The sequence below is a fragment of the Corynebacterium sp. UMB0012 genome (genome assembly GCF_030216265.1).
In the GTDB taxonomy this organism is placed as follows: Bacteria; Actinomycetota; Actinomycetes; order Mycobacteriales; family Mycobacteriaceae; genus Corynebacterium.
The window spans coordinates 1-16,423 of sequence record NZ_JASOKQ010000035.1; the positions used below are offsets into that span (position 1 = coordinate 1).

18 protein-coding genes and 1 tRNA gene are annotated in these 16,423 nt (G+C 57.8%); 14 read left to right on the forward strand and 5 right to left on the reverse strand.

Going from position 1 to position 16,423, the window contains the following annotated elements:
- Positions 1-29: 29 nt before the first annotated feature.
- Positions 30-416: a hypothetical protein gene (locus tag QP324_RS11440; protein WP_284816109.1), complete on the reverse strand. Its 387-nt coding sequence runs from the start codon at positions 414-416 to the stop codon at positions 30-32.
- A gap of 113 nt (positions 417-529) precedes the next feature.
- Between QP324_RS11440 and QP324_RS11445 the strand changes: the two genes are divergently transcribed.
- The 7 genes from QP324_RS11445 (at position 530) to mfd (ending at position 7,342) form a co-directional block, all read left to right on the forward strand.
- The gene (locus tag QP324_RS11445; protein WP_284816110.1) at positions 530-679 is read left to right on the forward strand and encodes a hypothetical protein; all 150 of its coding nucleotides are present in this window, start codon (positions 530-532) and stop codon (positions 677-679) included.
- Between the two features lie 61 nt (positions 680-740).
- Entirely contained in the window at positions 741-1,598 is an 858-nt protein-coding gene (locus tag QP324_RS11450) for an N-acetylmuramoyl-L-alanine amidase (protein ID WP_284816111.1), read from the forward strand.
- Complete coding sequence (locus tag QP324_RS11455; protein WP_284816112.1) at positions 1,598-1,927, forward strand: hypothetical protein; 330 nt, start codon at positions 1,598-1,600, stop codon at positions 1,925-1,927. The genes QP324_RS11450 and QP324_RS11455 overlap by 1 nt, the downstream gene beginning before the upstream one ends.
- 3 nt (positions 1,928-1,930) lie before the next feature.
- Positions 1,931-2,335, forward strand: a complete 405-nt coding sequence (locus QP324_RS11460; protein ID WP_284816113.1) for a hypothetical protein — start codon at positions 1,931-1,933, stop codon at positions 2,333-2,335.
- 76 nt (positions 2,336-2,411) lie between these two features.
- Positions 2,412-2,750, forward strand: coding sequence for a hypothetical protein (locus QP324_RS11465; RefSeq protein ID WP_284816114.1), 339 nt, complete (start codon positions 2,412-2,414; stop codon positions 2,748-2,750).
- 347 nt (positions 2,751-3,097) lie between these two features.
- A complete protein-coding gene (locus QP324_RS11470) occupies positions 3,098-3,703 on the forward strand; it encodes a TetR/AcrR family transcriptional regulator (protein WP_040425065.1) in 606 nt (201 codons plus the stop codon).
- Positions 3,704-7,342: a transcription-repair coupling factor gene (gene mfd, locus QP324_RS11475; RefSeq protein WP_284816115.1), complete on the forward strand. Its 3,639-nt coding sequence runs from the start codon at positions 3,704-3,706 to the stop codon at positions 7,340-7,342.
- On the opposite strand, the gene QP324_RS11480 is transcribed toward mfd, so the two are convergent.
- Positions 7,343-8,818, reverse strand: a complete 1,476-nt coding sequence (locus tag QP324_RS11480) for an amino acid permease (protein WP_284816116.1) — start codon at positions 8,816-8,818, stop codon at positions 7,343-7,345.
- 57 nt (positions 8,819-8,875) lie between these two features.
- On the opposite strand from QP324_RS11480, the gene QP324_RS11485 reads away from it, so the two are divergent.
- From QP324_RS11485 to eno, 3 genes are all read left to right on the forward strand, one after another.
- Positions 8,876-9,463, forward strand: a complete 588-nt coding sequence (locus QP324_RS11485) for a MazG nucleotide pyrophosphohydrolase domain-containing protein (RefSeq protein WP_284816117.1) — start codon at positions 8,876-8,878, stop codon at positions 9,461-9,463.
- An 11-nt stretch (positions 9,464-9,474) separates the two neighbouring features.
- A complete protein-coding gene (locus QP324_RS11490) occupies positions 9,475-10,236 on the forward strand; it encodes a lytic transglycosylase domain-containing protein (RefSeq protein WP_049379128.1) in 762 nt (253 codons plus the stop codon).
- 90 nt (positions 10,237-10,326) lie between these two features.
- Complete coding sequence (eno, locus tag QP324_RS11495; protein WP_198492791.1) at positions 10,327-11,604, forward strand: phosphopyruvate hydratase; 1,278 nt, start codon at positions 10,327-10,329, stop codon at positions 11,602-11,604.
- Here eno and QP324_RS11500 read toward each other — a convergent pair.
- The 3 genes from QP324_RS11500 to QP324_RS11510 all read right to left on the reverse strand — a co-directional run bounded on the left by QP324_RS11500 (position 11,594) and on the right by QP324_RS11510 (position 14,036).
- Entirely contained in the window at positions 11,594-12,691 is a 1,098-nt protein-coding gene (locus QP324_RS11500; RefSeq protein WP_284816118.1) for an HNH endonuclease signature motif containing protein, read from the reverse strand. The two genes, eno and QP324_RS11500, sit on opposite strands and share 11 nt — an antisense overlap.
- Before the next feature lie 197 nt (positions 12,692-12,888).
- Positions 12,889-13,470, reverse strand: coding sequence for a hypothetical protein (locus tag QP324_RS11505; protein WP_284816119.1), 582 nt, complete (start codon positions 13,468-13,470; stop codon positions 12,889-12,891).
- Between the two features lie 35 nt (positions 13,471-13,505).
- Entirely contained in the window at positions 13,506-14,036 is a 531-nt protein-coding gene (locus tag QP324_RS11510; protein ID WP_284816120.1) for a ribonuclease, read from the reverse strand.
- Positions 14,037-14,134: 98 nt separating this feature from the next.
- On the opposite strand from QP324_RS11510, the gene QP324_RS11515 reads away from it, so the two are divergent.
- From QP324_RS11515 to QP324_RS11530, 4 genes are all read left to right on the forward strand, one after another.
- The gene (locus tag QP324_RS11515; RefSeq protein ID WP_239277834.1) at positions 14,135-14,695 is read left to right on the forward strand and encodes a septum formation initiator family protein; all 561 of its coding nucleotides are present in this window, start codon (positions 14,135-14,137) and stop codon (positions 14,693-14,695) included.
- An 8-nt stretch (positions 14,696-14,703) separates the two neighbouring features.
- Positions 14,704-15,252 carry a DUF501 domain-containing protein gene (locus QP324_RS11520; RefSeq protein WP_284766909.1) on the forward strand — a complete coding sequence of 183 codons (549 nt, stop codon included), beginning with the start codon at positions 14,704-14,706 and terminating at the stop codon, positions 15,250-15,252.
- 10 nt (positions 15,253-15,262) lie between these two features.
- On the forward strand, positions 15,263-16,228 hold the full coding sequence (locus QP324_RS11525) for a Ppx/GppA phosphatase family protein (RefSeq protein ID WP_284816121.1): 966 nt from the start codon (positions 15,263-15,265) through the stop codon (positions 16,226-16,228).
- Between the two features lie 40 nt (positions 16,229-16,268).
- Positions 16,269-16,345: transfer RNA gene (locus QP324_RS11530), tRNA-Leu, on the forward strand.
- Positions 16,346-16,423: the final 78 nt, after the last annotated feature.

Genomic DNA, 16,423 nt, shown 5'->3' on the forward strand with positions numbered 1-16,423 from the left:
AGAAACCGAGTACTATCTCACCCAGCCCATCAACACAGGGCCGTAAAAGAAGCGGAACTAAACCCAGGACGCTTCAAGGTGGGAATCTTCGTCATGATCATGACGCATGCCTGGAGCAGGGTCATGCCGGAATACCCCGCGTTATACACATTCCAATCAACGTTCTGAGCCACCCGTGCCACGAACCGCTGGTGGGGCTGGGCGAAAGACGACTCGACAAAGGAGCCGCCGATGAAGAAGAGCGACCTTTTCTCCGGGTCAGTGTTAACACCCGTGAGGATAAACCCGTTGTCGTCTGTGTCGAGCGGGTAGTCGACGTCGTCGAGTGTGCCATCTGACCTTTTTATGTTCGCTTTGGTCGGGTGTGCTGGTCGGGTGCGATTGCGTTGCTGTTCTTTTAACCTAATGCGTGCCACGCTTGACTATCCTATCCGTATTCTCTCCCCCTCCTGTAACCGCAGTGAGGGGCTTTCTCATTCTCTGACCGTACCACCCGGTGCGGGTTTTCTTATGCCCAAAGGAGGAACCTGTGACTGCTTGGCAACCGGGCATGTTCGTCATGCACGGCATGGTCTACGAGCACGACGGCAAGCACTACCGCGCCCGCTACGGCCATACCGCGCTGCCGGAATACCCACCGGATAAGACCCCAGACCTATTCGACCCCATTAAGAATTAGCTAGTAGCCCCGTTGACCGCGCAGGCCACGGGGCTATTTTCATGCCCAAAGGAGGGTAATCATGTCACGCGATTATTACACGCTACAGCCCGATAAAATATACCGGCTTGGCAAGCACTACACCCAGGGAAGAGCTGGCCAAAAAATCCAATTCATCACCCGGCATCACCTTATGTACATAGGCGAAGGCGAATCCGTCGTTGACCAAATCTGGAACTATCGCCCCGCCTCCGCACACCATGTCATCGGCCCCACTGGTAGGTGGGTGCAAACCGTGTACGACAATGACACCGCGTGGGCTAATGCCTCCCAGTGGGCGAATCAGCGCACTATTGCCATTGAGCATTCCAACAACAGCGGGCGTGCGCATGGCGATGACTTCCACCCTGATTCGTGGAATATCAGCAACGAAACGATTATTAGCGGCGCTCGTGTCGCCGCCGCATACTGCCTGTACTTCAATCTGGGTCGACCCGTGTACGGGAAGAACATTCGAGACCATTTCGAGTTCACAGCCACGGGTTGCCCAGTCCATCTCTCCGGCCCTCGCGCTGGAAACGGGTTCGGCGGTCGTGCTGGAAAGTACCACCAACAGTGGATGGATGAGGCGCAGCGATTCTATGACGAGCTGAAGGCCGGCAAGGCCGCGCCAAAGAAGTCCGCAAAAAAGGAGAGTAGGAGTCTCACAATGAACGCAGTGGACCAAGTCAACGCCCACACACGCGCTTTCATCACGGGGTATCTTTCCCCACAGATTGATGCGATTCAGGAAATCTGGCGACAACTTCGCGGCCCGTCGGGTAACGGATGGGAACAACTGGGGAAGAACGCCCAGGGCCAGAACCTCACATTGGTGGACGCCGTAGCCGCAATCCGCCAAGACATTGCCCGCATCGAAAAGAAACTGGAGGAACGATAATGGCCAAGCATCACACCAACCCCGCACCAAAGCCCCGCGCCGTCATCGGCACCCCATGGTGGATACGCCTAGCCGTGTACGTCGTGGTCGCCGCCGTAGGCCTAGCGCTTGTCGCCTTCGGCATTGTCAGCCCAGACGAGGTAGACGGATGGCTCGGCCAAACCGGCGGATTAGCCGCACTCATTGGTGGCGCTCTCGCCGCGGTGAATACAGGCCGTGAATCCGATGAAGCCCCCGTAGGAGTAGTCATCGAGCAGCCCGCCACACCGGAGCCGGAGGATGTGCCCGCCCTGCCGGTCTACACCGGCCCCACCACAGCAGGGGAATAGGCCATGACGCGGACACTAAGAATCATCACCGCGTTACTCACTTTCCAACTATTCGCCCGTGGCCTCGACTACGCAACCGGCAATCCTCACAGTGGTGTGGGTGCGTTTCAGGTTGAGTCTCTAGACCCGCCTATCGTGTGGGGTGCCGTGTGCCTCATCGCCTCCGCCATGCTCACGTTCGGGCTGGCAAAAAACTGGAATCGGGTAATCCGCGACGGGGCGGTGCTCACCTCCGCGATTTACCTCGTATTCGCCGCGATGGTCATCAACGACATTCACCTGCACCCACTGGACGATTGGAGATTCTTCACCGGCTACATCACCTCCGCTGGGGTGTGGGCCACAATCGCGTTCGCCGTGACGATACGCATGGCTGTGGCGCAAAGCAGAAAGGGGAATGATGGGTGAGGAGCAGATACTAGACGTTCTAAGCGAAACGAAATCCCCGTGGGGGTTTATCCTCACTCTGCTTATTATCCTCGCCATGGTGAGTGGTTTATTCTCGCGTGCCGCTGCCGAGTACGGCAACATTTTTGGCGCTGCCGCCCGCGCTATTCAACGGCATAAAGAGGAAGCGATCGCTGCGGATGAAGCGAGTGCGGAACGTCGCCTTGACCGTATGGAGGAGACGATTCAACGTCTCGATAATGAGGTGGGGGAGCTGCGCACCAAGGATAAGATTCACCACGAGTACCAGCTTTATGTGGCTGCGTATTGGCGGAAGCTGCAATTTTGGGCGGTGGAGAAAAATATCGAGTTGCCGCCCCCACCGATGATGACTTACCCGGAGTGGAAAATAGCAACCTACCCGGACGTGAAGTAGCACGACCCCTGCCCCTTGTGGGTGGGGTCTTTTCCGCGTTTTAGGGGGGTGTTTTGTGACGGAGTTTTGACGGACTTTTGACGGAGACTGAACCGTTTCCGCAGGTCGCCAAACGTCGCCAAAGTAAACGGGTCTAGGTGGAAAAATAGCCCGCGACCAGCAAAAACACCGGTCAACGGGCTACAAAAATCAGCTTCCCCACCAGGACTCGAACCTAGAATGACGGTACCAAAAACCGTAGTGTTGCCGATTACACCATGGGGAACCACAGCAAAAGCTGTAGGCATAGCGTACCTGACGCCCCCGGGTAAATCACAAATTGCGGGGCAAAGGATAGGGTAGAGGGCATGGCTCGACAAAGGATGACCGGCCGGGAACGCCGCGAACAACTCATTTCCATCGGACGCGCCGCATTCGCGGAATTAGGTTTTGAAGGAACCAGCGTCGAAGAGATCGCGGCACGCGCCGGGGTGTCCAAACCCGTTGTCTATGAGCACTTCGGGGGCAAGGAAGGCCTCTACGCGGTGGTTGTTGACCGCGAGATGCTGGCCTTGGAAAAGGTCATTACTGATTCCTTAGAGACCGGAAGCTGGCGCGAGCGCATCGAGCAGGCCGTCATGGCCATTTTGACCTATGTTGAGGAAGAAACTGATGGCTTTCTCATCTTGGTACGCGATGCCAAGCCCGGCGATGAACGCAGTTTCTCCACGCTGTTGAATTCCGCGGTGGGCCAGGTTTCCTATATCCTGCGAGAAGCGTTCGAGCACCGCGGCATTGACCCGGATTTGGCGGATATTTACGGCCAAGCGCTGGTGGGAATGGTATCGACCACCGCGCAATGGTGGCTGGATGAGCGCAACCCGGACAAGGAAGTCGTCGCCACGCATATTGTCAATCTATGCTGGAATGGTTTGTCCGGTATGGAAGTAAAGCCCAAGCTAGGAGGCAAATAAATGGCGACCCCAATGCTGGCCGGCCTGCTTAAGGTAGCGGCCTCAGATCCCAAGCTCAAGGGCATGATTTCTCATGTGGGCGAAGACCTCCACATCACAGGCTTGGATCAGTCCCGGCCGTGGGCCTTGGGTACCTTGGCTCATCATGCCCCAGTGCTCGTGGTAACCGCTACGAGCCGCGAGGCTGAGGACCTCACGGCGGAGCTTACGGCGATGCTGGGGGAGAAGGTAGCCATGTTCCCCGCCTGGGAGACCCTGCCGCACGAGCGCCTAAGCCCCGGCGTAGACATCATCGGCCGCCGCGCCGAGGTTTTGCACAACCTCGATAGCCTGCAGGTCATCGTCACCGCTGCCCGCGGCTTATCCCAACCCATCCTCAAAGAGGTAGAAGGCCGAGCTCCCGTCCACCTTGAAGAAGATCAAGAATATGACTTTGATGAGGTGGTCCGCGAGCTTGAATTCCGCGCCTACAAGCACGTAGACATGGTGGCTAAGCGCGGCGAGTACGCTACGCGCGGTGGCATTATCGATATTTTCCCCACCACGCTGGACTATCCGGTCCGCGTGGAGTTTTGGGGCGATGAAATTACCGATATCCGCCAATTCTCCGTAGCTGACCAGCGCACCATCCCGGAAATCGAGGTGGGCCGTGTAGACATTTTCCCTGCCCGGGAGCTGCCTATTACGGACGCCATTGCCAAGCGCGCGGCCGATCTCGCCGTTAAGCACCCCGGCAATCCCGCCTTGGTGGAGCTTTTGACCAAGGTAAGCGAGCACATCCCTGCCGAAGGTATGGAGGCGCTCCTGCCCGCGCTTTCCGACGCCCCCATGATCACCCTCCCCGAAATTCTGCGCCCCACCACCCACGTGGTGATGGTCGGCCCGGAAAAAATTCGCCGCCGCGTGGCAGATCTAGAAAAGACCGATGCGGAGTTCCTCGCCGCCGGCTGGGAGGCCGCGGCCATGGGGGCCGATGGCCCGCTGGCTACCGAAGGACTCGATACCGAGGCATCCAGCTACCGCTCCTATGAGTCGCTCGAGGTCTCCATTAGCGAGTCCGGCCTGCCTTTGTGGACTTTCTCCCCACCGGGAATGCTCGCCGCCCCAGAAGAGGAGACCCTCCCGCTCGAATTCGAACCAGGGCCCACCCCGCGCGGCAACATCGAAGAAATCGACGCCATGATGGCCCAGCTCCTCGCGCACACCAACGCCGGCGGCCGGGCAGCCTTCATCGCGCCGGCTCAAGGTGCCATCAAGCGCATGGTGGATCGCTTTGCAGAAAAGGGTATCCGCACCAAGGTAGCTACCCCTGGCTGGGAACCCACCGCCGGTGAAGTCACCCTCTACCAAGCACTAAGCCACGCCGGCCTGGTATTTCCCAAGGTGAAAAAGCCTAAGGATGCCGAGGCCCTCCCACTGGTCGTTGTGACCGAGACGGACCTGACCGGTAACCGCGTAGGCGATATCGCCGAAGCAAAGCGCCGGCCCGCCAAACGCCGCAATAAGGTTGACCCACTTGCCCTCAAACAGGGCGATTTTGTGGTGCACGAGACCCACGGCATCGGCAAGTTCCTCAAGATGGCCGAGCGCACCATCCAGTCCGGCGATGAAACCAGCCGCCGCGAATACATCGTGCTCGAGTACGCGCCCTCCAAGCGTGGTCAGCCCGCCGATCAGCTCTGGGTCCCCATGGACTCGCTGGATCTCCTCAGCAAGTACACCGGTGGCGAATCGCCTCACCTGTCCAAGATGGGCGGTTCCGACTGGAAGAACACCAAGAAGAAGGCGCGCGCCGCCGTGCGCGAAATCGCCGGCGAGCTCGTCGAGCTCTACGCCAAACGCCAGGCTGCGCCGGGGCACCAGTTCTCCCCAGATAATCCGTGGCAGGCGGAGATGGAGGATAATTTCCCCTTCGTCGAAACCGAAGACCAGATGCTGGCTATCGATGCCGTCAAGCACGATATGGAGTCCACGGTGCCGATGGACCGCGTGGTCGTCGGCGATGTGGGCTACGGCAAGACCGAGGTGGCCATCCGCGCCGCCTTCAAGGCCGTGCAAGACGGTATGCAGGTTGCCGTCCTCGTTCCCACCACGCTGCTGGCGCAGCAGCACTTTGATACCTTCAGCGAGCGCATGACCGGCTTCCCCGTCAAGATTGAGGTGCTTTCGCGCTTTACCTCAAAGAAGGAAGCCAAGAACATCTTCAAGGGCCTGGCCGATGGCAGCGTCGATATCGTCGTCGGCACCCACCGCCTCCTCCAGACCGGTGTGCACTGGAAGAACCTCGGCCTCATCGTCGTGGACGAGGAGCAGCGCTTCGGCGTGGAGCACAAGGAACACATCAAGGCGCTTAAGGCCAGCGTGGATGTGCTCACCATGTCCGCAACACCTATCCCGCGCACCTTGGAGATGTCCATGGCTGGCATCCGCGAGATGTCCACCATCTTGACTCCGCCGGAAGACCGCCACCCAGTGCTGACCTACGTCGGCGCTTATGAGGACAAGCAGGTAGCCGCGGCCATCCGCCGCGAGCTGCTGCGCGATGGTCAAACCTTTTTCATCCACAACAAAGTCTCTGATATCGAAAAGAAGGCCCGCGAGCTGCGTGACCTGGTACCGGAGGCCCGCGTCGTCGTCGCGCACGGACAGATGAACGAGGAGGTGCTCGAACAGACCGTCCAAGGGTTCTGGGATCGCGAGTATGACGTTTTAGTATGTACCACCATCGTGGAGACTGGCCTGGATATCGCTAACGCGAATACCCTCATTGTGGAAAACGCCCACCATATGGGCTTGTCCCAGCTGCACCAGCTGCGCGGGCGCGTGGGACGCTCCCGCGAGCGCGGCTATGCCTACTTCCTGTACCCCAAGGGAGCTACGCTCACGGAAACCTCCTATGACCGCCTGGCAACTATCGCTCAGAACAATGACCTTGGTGCCGGCATGGCCGTAGCCATGAAGGACTTGGAGATGCGCGGTGCCGGCAACGTCCTTGGCGCCCAACAGTCCGGCCACATTGCCGGTGTGGGCTTCGATCTTTACGTGCGCCTCGTTGGCGAGGCGGTCGAGACCTTCAAATCGCTCGCCCGCGGCGAGGCTCCCACCGTTACCGATGAGGGCCCGAAGGAAATCCGCATCGATCTCCCCGTGGACGCGCATATTCCGGAAGGCTATATCGAATCCGAGCGCCTGCGCCTGGAGGTCTATCGCAAGCTTGCGGCTTCGCAGAATGACGATGATCTCAAGGCCGTCATCGAGGAAATGGAAGACCGCTTCGGCCCACTGCCACAGGAGGTGTTGCGCCTGCTGTCCGTTGCTCGCCTGCGCCACCAGGCGCGCCGCGCCGGTATTTCCGATATCACCGTGCAGGGCACCCGCATCAAGTTCCACCCCGTCGAGCTGCCGGATTCCAAGCAGGTGCGTCTCAAGCGTCTATACCCGGGCTCCAGCTTCCGTGCGGCGGCGAAGGCAATCAACGTGCCGTTCCCCAAGGCAGGCCGCAATGTCACCTCGCCGAAGCTGCGCGATACCGAGCTTATTCAGTGGGCGGCGGACTTCTTGAGCGCGCTTTTCGACGTCGACTCCATCAACGTCAGCGGCGCCCAGCCCACCTCGAACGTGGTCAGCGTAGGGGAGTAGCTAGAGGGTGAGCCAGCCGGTGCTCAAGCCCCAAATGGCGGTGGCGGCACCGGCCAGGACAATGGCCACCACGCACCACTCGAAGGTGTTAAAGATGCGTTCCTTCTTCCACAAACGGGTGCCCACATACGGGATAAGGCCTGGGACCACGGCCAATGCGCCGAGTAGGACGTAGACGAGGTCGGCCGCATAAATCAGCCACAGGGAGTAGATAAACGCGAGCAAAGAAATGACCAAGTGCTTGCGGTTTTCCTTGCGGCCTACCTCTGGTCCGGAAAGATCGAACTTGATACCCGCTTGAGGGTGAGACAGCCCCTTGCCCCGCAGTGCCAAGAGCAATAAATACAGGGAAGAGAAGATATAGGGCAGCAAGTACATGATGGTTGCCAGCTGCACCATGGCGTTATAAGACGCCTCGTTGAGGTAGAAGACGATGATGAATAGCTGGATGGCCATCGTGGAAATAAGCTGCGCTACCCACGGCGCACCTGCCACGTTGATGGTTCCGATGCGGCGGGGAATGAGGCCGTCGATGGCCATCATTACGATGGGCTCGGCGCACAACATTTGCCAGGAGACGTAGGCTCCTAGGACCGACAAGCACAGTCCAATAGACACCAGCGCGCCGCCCCAGGGGCCGATGACCTCGGTGAGCACGGATGCCATGGAATTATCTGGCAGCGCGGCCAGTTCTTCTTTGCTCATCACGCCAAAGCTCAAGGTAGACACGGAAACCAGCAGCGCCAGCACGGAGAAAAAACCGATGACGGTCGCGCGGCCGACGTCGGTGCGCTTAGAAGCCTGCTTGGAATAAACGGATGCGCCCTCCACGCCAATGAAGACCCACACGGTAAAGAGCATGATTCCCTGGACCTGCTCAAAGACGCTGGCCTCAGACGCGCGTCCCCAGAAATCCAAGGTGAATTTATCCCAGCTGAACCCGAGGAACGCAATGAGCACCACAAAGGCCAGAATGGGCACAATCTTGGCAATCGTGGTGATGAGGTTCATGAACGCGGCCTGCTTGATACCGCGAGCAAGAACCGCAAAAATGCCCCAGGATAGGAGGGAGACGGCGATGGCGGAGGTCCAGTAATGGTCGGCGTCGAAAAGCGGCAGGTAATGGCCCAAGGTATTGAAAAAGAGGGTGGCATAGCCCACCTGTGCCATAACGGAGCCCAGCCAATAGCCCCAGCCGGAGGTAAAACCAATAAAATCGCCGAGGCCGGCACGCACGTAGGAATAAACGCCAGAATCAAGGTGCGGCTTGCGGCGGGCCAGAATTTGAAAAACAAACGCCACAGACAGCATGCCGATGCCCGCTACCAGCCAGCCAATAAGCATCGCGCCTGGGCCGGCAACGGAGGCAATGTTTTGGGGCAGCGAGAAAATGCCCGCGCCCACGGTGGAACCGATAATCAGCGCGACGAGGGTCCACAACGTCACGGAGTGGGATCTATTCTGGCTGGAGGTCATTGGCCTAAAATACCTTGAATAGCCCCATTATGGGAACTCGGGCTAGACTTTGTGCACATGACTGTGCTGTTGCTCGATGAACGCTGGCCCACCATGATCCCCATGCAGGCGCACGGGAAGCTGCGTGGCCCTGTCCACTTCACGGGTGAGGTACCCGTGTCCGTACGGTGGAATTTTTCCGATCTGCTGGTAGGCGAGGACGCCACCGGCACCTTGGTAAGCACCGACGAACACGATCCGGAAACTCGCGCCCGCCTTGCTACCGGCGAGCCTGTCATTCGCGCCGAATCCCTCGCGGATCCCATCATGCAGGCGCGCCAGACCATGGCCACGGCGCGGCGCATCGGGGAGTGGGAGCGCGAGCAAACCCACACCTCGCTCTTGCCCTATCTTGAGGAGGAGTCCGCCGAATTCGCCGCGGCCGTGCGTAACCGCGAACCGGAAAGCGAGATGCTCAAGGAATTGGGCGATGTCTTCCTCCAAGTACTTTTCCATGCGGAAATCTCCACCTTTTCGCTGGACGACGTCGCCCAGAGCTTCCTCATCAAAATGCGCGCCCGCGCCCCATACCTATTTGATGGCACCACGGAGATTGTCGACGTTGACACGCAAGAGAGGCTGTGGCGCGAAGGCAAGGGAATGTAGGATGGCTTCTCATGAAGAGGCTCCTGCAGATATTCGGGGGCTGCGGGGTGGCCGTAGCCGTGATCATCGCGTTGGTGGCATGGCTGTTGACGGGGCACGGCACTTCCCAGGAGCCCGTACCGGAGAACATTCCGCCCGTTGAAGGCAAAGAGGTCGCGCATATTGACGTCAATGCTCCCGGCCGCACTGCGGATAAGCTTACCTACTGGGCCTCTGACCTAGCTGAGCAGACGGGCATCCCGCCGGCCGCACTGCGCGCTTATGGCAACGCCGAACTCATCGCTCAGCAAAAATGGCCGAATTGCCATCTGCGATGGAATACCCTTGCCGGCCTGGGCTACGTGGAGACCCGCCATGGCACCTACAACGGCAATTGGTTTAAGCCCTCCAAGCTTGACGACGCCGGCTACCCCCAACCACCCATCAACGGCATCGCCCTCGATGGACTAAACAATACGGCGCACACCCCAGATACTGATAACGGCGACATCGATGGGGATTCCGAATATGACCGCGCCGTCGGCCCGATGCAATTTATCCCGACCACATGGGAATCGGTAGGCGCTGATGCTAACGGTGATGGGAAGGCAGATCCCAATCAAATTGACGACGCCGCAGTCGGCGCCGCCGGACTTTTATGCTTTGGTGATAGAGATCTCTCTAACCCAGAACAATGGGAGGAAGCAGTTCTAAATTACAACCAGTCCAGCGAGTATTTGCATAAAGTTGCACACGCCGCCAATGCCTATTCGGTTCCGCAAAGTGCCAAGTAGCGTCACACAGTAAAGTTTTCTGCAACAATTGACTACGTAGCTGGGCCGGCTGGTCCAGAGCGAACTTATTTATGAGGAGTGAAAAACAGCATGGCTGATATCATCCACACTTTCGCCCGCGAAATTCTTGATTCCCGTGGCAACCCAACCGTCGAGGCCGAGGTCTTCCTTGACGACGGCGCCCGCGGTGTTGCCGGCGTTCCTTCCGGTGCTTCTACCGGTGTGCACGAGGCTCACGAGCTGCGCGACGGTGGCGAGCGCTACCAGGGTAAGGGCGTTCTAAAGGCCGTTGAGAACATCAATGAGAAGATTGCCGACGAAATTGCTGGCTTCGAAGCTGACGACCAGCGCCTCATTGACCAGGCACTGATTAAGTTGGACGGTACCGATAACAAGTCCGAGCTCGGCGCTAACGCTATCTTGGGCGTTTCCATCGCCGCAGCCAAGGCCGCCGCAGAGTCCGCTGCACTGCCTCTGTACCGCTACATTGGCGGCCCGAATGCACACGTACTGCCAGTGCCAATGATGAACATCCTCAACGGCGGCGCACACGCTGACTCCGGCGTAGACGTTCAGGAATTCATGATCGCTCCGATTGGTGCGGAGTCTTTCGCCGAGGCTCTTCGCATGGGCGCCGAGGTCTACCACGCACTGAAGGCAGTGCTAAAGGACAAGGGCTTGTCCACTGGTCTGGGCGACGAGGGTGGCTTTGCACCGTCCGTTGACTCCACCAAGGCTGCTCTCGACGTCATCGTGGACGCCATCAAGAAGGCCGGCTTCGAGCCTGGCAAGGACGTAGCCCTGGCACTCGACGTTGCTTCCTCCGAGTTCTTCAAGGACGGCAAGTACCACTTCGAGGGTGGCGAGCACACCGCTGAAGAAATGTGCAAGGTCTACGAGGGCCTCATTGACGAGTACCCGATCGTCTCCATCGAGGACCCACTGCAGGAAGACGACTGGGATGGCTACACCACTCTGACCGCCGCCATTGGCGAAAAGGTGCAGATCGTTGGCGATGACTTCTTCGTCACCAACCCTGCTCGTCTGCAGGAGGGTATTGAAAAGAAGGCTGCCAACGCCCTGCTGGTTAAGGTCAACCAGATCGGTACCCTGACCGAGACCTTCGACGCAGTCGAGCTGGCTCACCGCAACGGCTATCGCACCATGATGTCCCACCGCTCCGGCGAGACCGAGGACACCACCATTGCAGACCTGGCTGTTGCTCTGAACTGCGGCCAGATCAAGACCGGTGCACCGGCTCGTTCCGAGCGCGTAGCTAAGTACAACCAGCTGCTGCGTATCGAGCAGGAGCTTGGCGACGGCGCAGTCTACGCCGGCCGCTCCGCTTTCCCGCGCTTTAAGGCTTAATTGCCTCCTTTCGTAGCGCCCTTGCATTGCCGCGGGGGCGCTTTCGCATGTCTAGGTATTGTTGCCAGGTTTGCTTCCAATTCATGGTTCGCGGTGCTAAAGGTCCTTGAGCGCGGTCAATTTCGAAAGTGCCGTCCGAGAAGAGCCAGGCGACGTCCCCAGTGATGGGATCCATGATGTAGCGGGCCCTACCATCGGTCTTCACATTGTGGTGGTGCTGACAAAGGGTGACAAGATTATCGATACTCGTCGGCCCGCCGTCGGCATACTCCACCCGATGATCAAGCTGGCAGTAATGCGCCGGCATGGAACACCCCGGCCAACGGCACGTGGCATCGCGACCGTGGACCCATGTCCTGATTTGCTCGGTGGGGACGTAGGAGGATGTTTCTTCTGGGCACAGCTCGCGAGTCATCGAGTAAGTGCTCAAGCGTTCGGTGAGAACGCACCATCCCGCCGACGGGATATATACCCGAGAAGCATCGTCACCCGCTGCATAGGTATTGATAACTACTTTTGTTTGGGTGCGATTAAAGATCAGCGCCTCCAAAGCCTCTGGCTTTGTGATGTTCTTCTTTCGCGCTGCTTTATCGATGTGTCGTGAAATAGCACTGGCGGTTGCTTTATCCGTTTTCAGGGTGATGGTGGCTTGGCCTTTGGAATAAGAAATGGAAACAGAGCGCTCGATTTCCGTCTCAATATCTGGCTTGAGAATGCCATCGATGTAATCGCGCAAGAATCTACGGATTTCAGATTCCGTGGGGACATGCTGAGCAGGTTCCTTCGGGGTGAGGAAATCTGCAAGGGCGGCATCGACTAGTTGGATGCCCTCGGCGTCGTCGCCAAGCGGGGCAAGTTCTGCATCAATGACGTGCAGCCGCGGGAGGTCAAGAATCCAATGTTCGGTCTGTACCGCCGTGGTTAACGGCAACTCACGCATGCGCAGGTGAGAGCGCAGTGCGGATAAAACACGCCAGTAGCTCAAGCCCACCCGCTTAGCTAAAGCAGCGGTAGTGCATTCGACATCGTCTTCTAATCGCGGAAGTACGGATTGGTATAGCTGCCAGGATTGAATGCGTTGGAGCATGCCCAAAACGCAAACCGTATCGTCGAGGTTATTGGTAGAAAAAAAGCTTTCTTTGGTGGTGCGTCGCTGGCTGTCACGGAAAGTTCCCCCTCTGGAATAAATCGCACACCCAATCGAATTTCTGCCCCTCAGTATAAGCCGCCTTGCTGGCTTGCGCAAGGCTCGAAGCGAAAAATTGTGCGAAATTTAGGAGGGGTCTAGTAGCTGAAAATTTTGTCAGCCACCGCCTCGAGTTCCTTATCGTCATATTTGTCACCGCAGGTGGCGAGGGAACCCACTCCTGCCATGTACATGGTAAATAGCTTGTCTGGGAGGGGAGAGGCCGCTGACATTTCAAGCTTTTCGTAGACGGGAGCGTATTTCCTGTCAAACTCTTCTAAATCGGGAACGAGCTCCTCAAATGCGCTGTCGCCATGGGCTAGCAAATATTTGGCATCGTCTAGAATCTGATCATTCTCGCAGGCAACAGCTCCAGCCTTCTTCAGGGTCGTGGCGTTGACCTCGTAGCTGGTGGGGCCTTCGCCATTTTCGGAAGCCCCAGCGCCGAAAATGTCTAGGTAAAAGTCCGGGATCGTGCCGTGTTCTTTTATGTGGTAAATGAAACCGCTCTTGGTGTTGAGGTCGTGTTTTCTGCTCGTGGTGGTAGGAGCTTCGCTGCTGGTAGTGCTTTCGCAGGTGAGGGAATCCGCTTCGGTGGTGACTTCTTCTTTGTGGTCGGTCGAGCTGCACCCAGCAAGTAGGGTGCCGACGGCGGCTAGGAGGAGACGCTTGAGGGGCATAGCTATTCCTTAAGTAGGGAATATGGTTCGAAGCTCTAGCTGGAATGGATCGCCTCAGCGACCTTTTCCAGTTCCTCGTCGCTGAATTCATCGCCACAAGACATTACGGCGCCGAGTGAGGTCATCGCTGCAGCCATGATTTTGTCAGAGTCCGGTGCGTCATCAGGGATGTCCAGAGCTTCAAAAACATCACTGTATTTTTCATCAGAGCCGTCGACCGATGACATAACTGCTTCCCCAAATTTGTCGGTGTTTCCTCGGAAATATTCCTTCGAGATATCGAGTAATTCGTCGTTCTTGCAGGCAGCTTCGCCCGCTTTCTTGACAGAGTCTGCGTTGGTTTCAAAGCTCTCGGGTTGGTCTTCTCCCTCGAGCTGGTCAGCATCATGGTTGATGTAATCATCCGGCAGGGTCTTATACTCCTTGAGGTAGTCGGCCATGCCGTCTTTAGTGTTCAGGTCGTAGCCGTCACCGTAGACGGGATATTCACCGTCTTGGGCGGAGGGGCTGCAGCTGGCGAGAAATAGGGTTGCGGTGAGAACGAGCAGGAGGCGTTTGAGGGTCATGAAACTTCCTTCCTGGGCGGGAGAATTTCCTTTAGTGTATCCAAATTGCGCGTGCCACGTCCCTGTTACAGAAGTGACGGCGCTAGGATTAAAGACCTATGGCACGCGAAAAGAAGACGCAGCGAAACCGGAGCCGTACTAGGGTTCCGGTAGCCTCGCGTGCTGCGGATATCCGTAAAGCTCAGCGTGCACAGCTGAAGCAGAAACAGAAGCCGGACCGGATGAGTATTGCCGGAGTAGGCGTAATCGTAGCTATAGTGCTCGTTGTTTTGTTTGCTATCGCCATTCCGCTGCGTAATTACTACCACGGCCGGTCTGAAATTGCCCGCCTCAATGAGTCAATCGCCGCCAAGCAGGATGAGAAAGCTGCTTTGCTGGAGAAGATTGATAAATATAAGTCCGATGAGTACATCAAGCAGGAGGCGCGGCGCCGATTCGGGGTCGTCGATGAGGGTGAGACCGCCTATCGCATCATCGATCCGCAGATTAAGCCGGATGACCAGCTCACTACAGATGGTCAGAAGGAAGAAGATTCCCGCGAATGGTACGAAGTTCTGTGGGATTCTGTAGCCGAGCCGCCCGAGGAAGAAACTCCGTCCGAGCAAGTAAATCACCTTCCGATTGAGCCGGCGCCGGAAGAGAATCCAGATGTGCGATAATTGTCCGCATGACCGTCACTGATGCAGATATCGCTGTAGTAACTGAGCAATTGGGCCGTACCCCGCGCGGGGTCCTCGAGGTTTCTTATCGCACGCCGGATGGGCAGCCCGCGGTAATTAAGACGGCGCCCAAGCTTGCCGACGGCACCCCATTCCCCACCCTCTACTACCTCACCGACCCACGGCTTACGGCCGAAGCTTCACGCTTGGAGGTCGCCCACGTGATGAAGTGGATGGAAGCCCGCTTGGGTGAGGACGAGGAATTGGCTGCCGACTATCAGCGCGCCCACGAATATTTCTTGGCCAAGCGCAATGATATTGAAGACCTTGGCACCGATTTCTCCGGTGGTGGCATGCCCGATCGAGTCAAGTGCCTGCATGTGCTCATCGCGTACGCGCTTGCTGAAGGCCCACAGCATTTCCGATTGGGAACTGAAGCGGTGGCCATGGCCGCTGACCACGGCAAGCTTCGAGGCTCTGCCATCCCGCAAGATTGGCCCAGCGTAGAGGAACTGGGGATTGACCTGGCCCAATTCGATTTCTCTAATGCGGAATAGGAGGGCTGCTATGACTCGCGTTGCTGCGATTGATTGCGGTACCAATTCGATTCGCTTGCTCATCTCTGAAATTCAGGATGACGGCAAAGTTCGCGATATTACCCGCACCATGGAAATCATCCGCCTGGGAGAAGGAGTCGATGCCACTGGCGAAATCGCCCCTGCGGCCCTAGACCGCGCCCGCGTGGCCTTGGAAGGCTACGTACGCCAGATGAAGTTTGAGAAGGTCACCCGCGTGCGGATGGTCGCTACCTCCGCTACTCGCGATGCCAAGAATCAACAGGAATTCTTCGACATGACCGCTGAGTTGCTCAGCCAAATTCAGCCTGGCGCACAGGCCGAGGTCGTCTCGGGCGAGGAAGAGGCTCTGTTGTCCTTTAATGGTGCCGTGGCCGATGTGGAGCCAGACCGCGGGCCATTCTGTGTCATCGATCTGGGCGGCGGTTCGACCGAGTTCGTCGTAGGCACGGCCGATGGCGATATCTTGGGCACCCACTCGGCTCGCATGGGGTGCGTCAGGCTAACCGAGCGCATTATGCGAACAGATCCGCCTACCGAGTCGGAGATTGAGATCGCTTCCGAGTACGTCGGCGAGCGCACGGCAGAAGTGGAGAAGATAGTACCTATTTCTAAGGCCCGTACCATCGTCGGCTGCGCAGGCACTTTCACCACTCTTTCTGCATTGGCTCAGGGCCTTGAGCGCTACGACGCCGATGCCATTCACGGGTCTGAACTCCGCTTCGATGCCCTGCGCGTGCTTTTGCAGCAGCTTATTAGCCTGCCTTCCGACGTCCGCGCCCTCAACCCCGTCATTCACCCCGGCCGTGCCGACGTCATTGGCGGTGGGGCGGTAGCCGTCGAAGGCATCATGCAGCTTATCGAGCGAAATTGCGATGCGCGCAGCTTTTTCATCAGTGAAAAGGACATTCTCGACGGTATTATCGCTGGTCTGGCTGCGGAGGGTACCCCTCGTTAACTCTCGCAGGGTGAGGTGGCCTAAAATATTCCTTGCCCTTGCCCCCATAGCCCAATCGGCAGAGGCAGTCGACTTAAAATCGATTCAGTGTGGGTTCGAGTCCCACTGGGGGCACCATTGTGAAGTCTCGAGACATCGTTCCTATTTCGATGTTTCGAGACTTTCTTCGTTTTGGGGGTTCGTTTTCTAGATTTC

Bases quoted from the DNA above. Each gene is read 5' to 3' on its own strand.
- QP324_RS11510 (WP_284816120.1), bottom strand. From the start codon at position 14,036: ATGACCCTCAAACGCCTCCTGCTCGTTCTCACCGCAACCCTATTTCTC.
- eno (WP_198492791.1), top strand. From the start codon at position 10,327: ATGGCTGATATCATCCACACTTTCGCCCGCGAAATTCTTGATTCCCGT.
- QP324_RS11470 (WP_040425065.1), top strand. From the start codon at position 3,098: ATGGCTCGACAAAGGATGACCGGCCGGGAACGCCGCGAACAACTCATT.
- QP324_RS11525 (WP_284816121.1), top strand. From the start codon at position 15,263: ATGACTCGCGTTGCTGCGATTGATTGCGGTACCAATTCGATTCGCTTG.
- QP324_RS11500 (WP_284816118.1), bottom strand. From the start codon at position 12,691: ATGCTCCAACGCATTCAATCCTGGCAGCTATACCAATCCGTACTTCCG.
- QP324_RS11480 (WP_284816116.1), bottom strand. From the start codon at position 8,818: ATGACCTCCAGCCAGAATAGATCCCACTCCGTGACGTTGTGGACCCTC.
- QP324_RS11505 (WP_284816119.1), bottom strand. From the start codon at position 13,470: ATGCCCCTCAAGCGTCTCCTCCTAGCCGCCGTCGGCACCCTACTTGCT.
- QP324_RS11515 (WP_239277834.1), top strand. From the start codon at position 14,135: ATGGCACGCGAAAAGAAGACGCAGCGAAACCGGAGCCGTACTAGGGTT.
- QP324_RS11485 (WP_284816117.1), top strand. From the start codon at position 8,876: ATGACTGTGCTGTTGCTCGATGAACGCTGGCCCACCATGATCCCCATG.
- QP324_RS11455 (WP_284816112.1), top strand. From the start codon at position 1,598: ATGGCCAAGCATCACACCAACCCCGCACCAAAGCCCCGCGCCGTCATC.
- QP324_RS11460 (WP_284816113.1), top strand. From the start codon at position 1,931: ATGACGCGGACACTAAGAATCATCACCGCGTTACTCACTTTCCAACTA.
- QP324_RS11490 (WP_049379128.1), top strand. From the start codon at position 9,475: ATGAAGAGGCTCCTGCAGATATTCGGGGGCTGCGGGGTGGCCGTAGCC.
- QP324_RS11465 (WP_284816114.1), top strand. From the start codon at position 2,412: ATGGTGAGTGGTTTATTCTCGCGTGCCGCTGCCGAGTACGGCAACATT.
- QP324_RS11520 (WP_284766909.1), top strand. From the start codon at position 14,704: ATGACCGTCACTGATGCAGATATCGCTGTAGTAACTGAGCAATTGGGC.
- QP324_RS11450 (WP_284816111.1), top strand. From the start codon at position 741: ATGTCACGCGATTATTACACGCTACAGCCCGATAAAATATACCGGCTT.
- mfd (WP_284816115.1), top strand. From the start codon at position 3,704: ATGGCGACCCCAATGCTGGCCGGCCTGCTTAAGGTAGCGGCCTCAGAT.